At 65.6% G+C, this 4,312-nt stretch carries 4 protein-coding genes; 2 read left to right on the top strand and 2 right to left on the bottom strand.

What is annotated here, in order from left to right; genetic code table 11:
* Positions 1-74: 74 nt before the first annotated feature.
* Complete coding sequence (locus AB1609_16815) at positions 75-1,040, bottom strand: TerC family protein (GenBank protein ID MEW6048108.1); 966 nt, start codon at positions 1,038-1,040, stop codon at positions 75-77.
* A 209-nt stretch (positions 1,041-1,249) separates the two neighbouring features.
* Entirely contained in the window at positions 1,250-1,393 is a 144-nt protein-coding gene (locus tag AB1609_16810) for a hypothetical protein (protein ID MEW6048107.1), read from the bottom strand.
* 449 nt (positions 1,394-1,842) lie between these two features.
* Here AB1609_16810 and AB1609_16805 point away from each other — a divergent pair, with 449 nt between their 5' ends.
* Both AB1609_16805 and AB1609_16800 read left to right on the top strand, forming a co-directional pair.
* Positions 1,843-3,390, top strand: a complete 1,548-nt coding sequence (locus tag AB1609_16805) for a PLP-dependent aminotransferase family protein (protein ID MEW6048106.1) — start codon at positions 1,843-1,845, stop codon at positions 3,388-3,390.
* Positions 3,391-3,425: 35 nt separating this feature from the next.
* The gene (locus tag AB1609_16800; GenBank protein MEW6048105.1) at positions 3,426-4,229 is read left to right on the top strand and encodes an enoyl-CoA hydratase-related protein; all 804 of its coding nucleotides are present in this window, start codon (positions 3,426-3,428) and stop codon (positions 4,227-4,229) included.
* Positions 4,230-4,312 lie beyond the last annotated feature (83 nt).

Genomic DNA, 4,312 nt, shown 5'->3' with positions numbered 1-4,312 from the left:
GGGGCACACCCCCGCCCCTCCCGGGGCCCGGGGGGGGCGGGGGGCCGTTCGCCGCCCCCCCGGCTGCCCTGCCATCAGGATAGTCCCGCCGCTCCTTCTCGCCGCATCCTGGTCGCGGCCGCGGGCGGATACCTCAGGGATGCGACCACAGAGGCGCCCAGCAGAATCGCGATCACGGCCAGGGAGACGCCGATCGGCACCTTGTAGAGGTCGCTTACGAGCATCTTGATGCCGACGAACACCAGCACGAAGCTGAGACCGACTTTGAGGTAGCGAAACCTGTCCATCAGGCCGGCCAGCAGAAAGTAGAGCGCCCGCAAGCCCAGGATGGCGAAGATGTTGGACGTGTAGACGATGAACGGATCCCTTGTTACGGCGAAGATGGCGGGGATGGAGTCGACGGCGAAGACGAGGTCCGTCGCCTCGATCAGCACGAGGACGAGCAGCAGCGGGGTTGCAAATCTCCGGCCGCCCTGGCGCACGGTAAAGCGCGCTCCATGATATTCGGATACAGCCGGCACAAACCTCCGAAACAGCCGGAAGAGGACGTTGCGTTCCGGGCGGGGTTCGGCGTTGCGATGAAGCAGCATCTTGATGCCGGTCAGGACGAGAAAGCCGCCGAAGACGAAGACCATCCAGTGGAACCGGCTCAAAAGAGCGGCACCGACCAGGATGAAAGCGGCACGCATCGCGATGGCACCCACGATGCCCCAGTACAGGACCCGGTGCTGGTACATTGCGGGAACGCCGAACAACGAGAAGATGACGAGGAAGACGAAGAGATTATCGACGCTCAGCGCCTTCTCGATGAGGTAGCCGGCCAGGAATTCCAGAGCCGGCTGCCGGCCGAAGGCCACGTAAACGCCCGCGTTAAAGGCAAGCGCAAGGGCAATCCACCACACGCTCATCCGCAGGGCCTCGCGGTACGACATCGCGTGAGCCTTTCGGTGAAAAACGCCGAGGTCGAGCAAGATCAAGGCAAGGACCAGCCCGGTGAAGCCCACCCAAAGTACGGGCGAGCCGATGGTTCCGTTCACCATCCCAAGAGCCCCCTCGTAGCGACGGCTTCGGCCGAAACGAAAAAGACCTTGACGCCACCGCTGACGCCAAGGTCTTGCTGGCTTCCACGCACGGACGGCCCGGGCTTTTCGCCGTACTGACGGAACCGTCCCCCCGGCACGAGCCGCCGGGTAGCTACTCCCCTTGCGTTCTCCGCCGGCACCAGCTTAAGTGCCGGGACGAGCCGCCGTCAAGCGCAACTTCGTCCGGACAGCCGTTCCTGTTCGGCCTTCACCAGCAGACGCTGCATCTGGTCGAGCGCCTGCGCATACAGGGGGCCGCTCGCGTCCAGTATTCTTCCGACGCCATGGTAGCGCATCTCCACCCTGCTCACCCCCATCCTGAAGGACCAACGGCGTCACCGTGCACAAGGAGCATCTCACTTCCGGTACGGCCTGGCGAGATCCACGGGCGAGCGGGTATTCCCCCGCTGTGGCTGCTCCGGGCCGTTCGATCCGTTGCAATAGGTCCAGAGCGGGCCGAAAAGCGGGCCTGCCTGGTCCTCGCTCCTCAACGCCCTGCGTGTATTCTTCGTATTGCCTGCCGGGCGTCCTGAGAGGTGGCAGGGGGGAGGGCCGGCGAGTGGCTGCCCGGGTGAGTGCGTTCAAAACCGGCATCCTGGCGGGCTCTGTGGCGCAGCGGTATGATGGTATCAGAGAACGGGGGGGCAGCTTCGTAATCGAAGGAGGGTGCGGGGTAACAATCGGTTCAGAGAAGGTCATCTGTCGAAAAGGCGACAGCCCTTCCGGTTGACTTGAAGCATAGGTCGGGGGTTGTGTCCCCATGATGGTCGATCTGGATCGCCGCAGCGAGGCGCCCCTTCACAAGCAGATACGCGTCCAGATCGGAAGGCTTATCGGAGAAGGCACCCTGCCTGCCGATGCCCGCCTGCCGGGAACACGGGAGATGGCGCGCCTTCTCAAGGTCAGCCGCAACACGGTCATGCGCGCGTACGATGAACTGGTCGCTGACGGCTGCCTGAAGGTGATTCCCCGGAAAGGCATCTTCGTTGAATCGGGCTGCCGGCCGCGGACGGCACTGCGGACGAGACGTTCGCTGAACGCAGCGCGCGATGGAGCCGGGCCAGCTCGAGAGGCAGCCGTACGTTCCGACGAGTGGGCGCACCTCCTTTCGCAGCAAGGCCGGCGGGCCGAGGCTCTGGCCGGCCCTGACGAGAGCGAGGCTGCATATCCAGGCCTCATCCGCTTCACGGGCGAGCCGGTGCTCGAGGACGATGCCTGGGTGGAGCGGCTTCGAGCGGCGTTCCGGGACGTTCTCGCCAGGGAGGGCGCGAGCCTGCTTGGGTATGCGCCCCCTGAGGGGTACGGGCCCTTTCGGGAGTTCCTCGTCGAGCGCCTGCGCCGGCACGGAATCCACGCCGCCAGCTCCGAGGGGCTGCTGGTGGTCAATGGCTTTCGGGAGGGCTTCAGCCTGCTGGCCCAGACGTTGCTCGAGCCTGGTGACGCCGTCTTTACTGAGGACCCGACCTACTCGTCCGCGCTTGACGTCCTGCGATACGCCGGGGCCCGGATCGTCGGCATACCCGTCGACGAAGAGGGAATGCGCATCGATCGCCTTGAAGCGCGGCTTGAGCAGGTGCAGCCGAAATTCATCTACACGATCCCGACGCACCAAAACCCTACCGGCGTCACCCTGTCCCACTCCCGGCGCCAGCAGCTTCTCGAACTCTGCGCTCGCCGCCAGGTCCTGATCGTGGAGGACCTCTTCTCCGACGAACTGTTGTGCGGCGGCCGTTTCGTGGTTCCGCTCCAGGCGATGGACGAACCGGGCCGGGTTCTTTCCATTGGCACGTTTTCGAAGGTGATCTGTCCGGCGCTTCGGGTCGGATGGGTGGCAGGGCCGCCCGCGCTGGTGCGCCGGCTTGCGGCTGCCAAGGCCCTAACCGACTCCTTCACGAATACCATCAGCCAGGCGGCTGTGGTCGAGTACGCCTCCCAGGGGCACCTTGATCAGCACCTGGCGACGGCGAGGCGGGAGTATCGCGCCCGGCGTGACCGGATGGCCGCTCTGCTCCCGGAGTACCTTCCGGCGGGCAGCCATTGGCAACTGACGGAGGCCCACCTATCGGTGTGGGTGCGCCTGCCAGAGGCCGGTCGAGGTGGGGGCGTTTCAAGCGCAGCGGCAGCGGCCCACCACGGCGTGGCGTTCCGGGAGGGGCCACGATACTTCGTGGACGGCGGGGGTGGCGACTACCTCGGGTTGTCGGTGATGAGCGCCACCCTGGCCCAAATCCAGCCTGGATTGCAGCGGCTGGCAGCTTACATCCGCCGGGAATACTTTCATGAGAATTCAAGTGGACACAGAGGGTGAGCCTGGGCCGCAAAGGAATGAAGGAGAGGTTGTAGATGGGTGGCGCAGCGGTGCCGGTCTCGGTGGATCAGAAGGTAGCGACGATCACCTTGAATCGCCCCGAGGTGCTCAACGCCCTTGACGCCACGATGGCCCGAGAACTGGTGCGGGCACTGGAAACGTGTGCGGCGGAAGAGGCCGTGCGGGCGGTGATCCTCACCGGCGCCGGCCGGGGATTTTGCGCGGGTGGGGACATGAAGGCCGCCTGGGAGCACGTCCGGGGCGGAGGCGATCCCCGGACGTTCTTTGCTGAACTGACCATGCTGCTGCACCGCGCCATCGTCGACCTGCGCCTGATGGAGAAGCCCGTCATCGCCGCCATCAACGGATCCACCGGGGGAGCCGGGATGAGCCTGGCCGGCGCCTGTGACTTGCGCCTTGCAGCAGAAGGCGCGAAGTTCAGGCAGGCTTACACCTCGATAGGCCTGGTGCCGGACGGCGGGTGGACCGTGATCGTGGCCCAGATTCTCGGGTACGCCAGGGCATCGGAGCTGGTGCTCCTCGACCCTGTCTTCGACGCCCCGAAGGCGTACGAGTGGGGCTTCGTCCATGAGGTCGTGCCCGCCGATGCCCTTGCAGGCCGAGCGCGCGACCTGGCGCGTCAGCTCGCTTCTGGCGCCACGTCAGCGTATGGCGGCGCAAAGGCCCTGCTCAACGCTGCTTTCTTACCGGCGCTGGAAACCCAACTCGAGCGGGAGCGGCAGCGGATAATGACCCAGGGGGCGAGCCAGGAGTTCCTGGATCGGCTCGTCGCCTTCGTCGAAAGGCGGGGCACCTCTGCAACCGCGAGGCCAACCTGAGGCATCGCCTGCCTCGCCCTCTCTCCTGCTGACTGACCGCCAGTCACCCGCCCCACCTGCCAAACCCAACCCCCACCACCCAA

The sequence above is a fragment of the Bacillota bacterium genome (assembly GCA_040754675.1).
GTDB lineage: Bacteria > Bacillota > Limnochordia > Limnochordales > Geochordaceae > Geochorda.
This window is presented reverse-complemented; position numbering and strand designations above follow the sequence as displayed.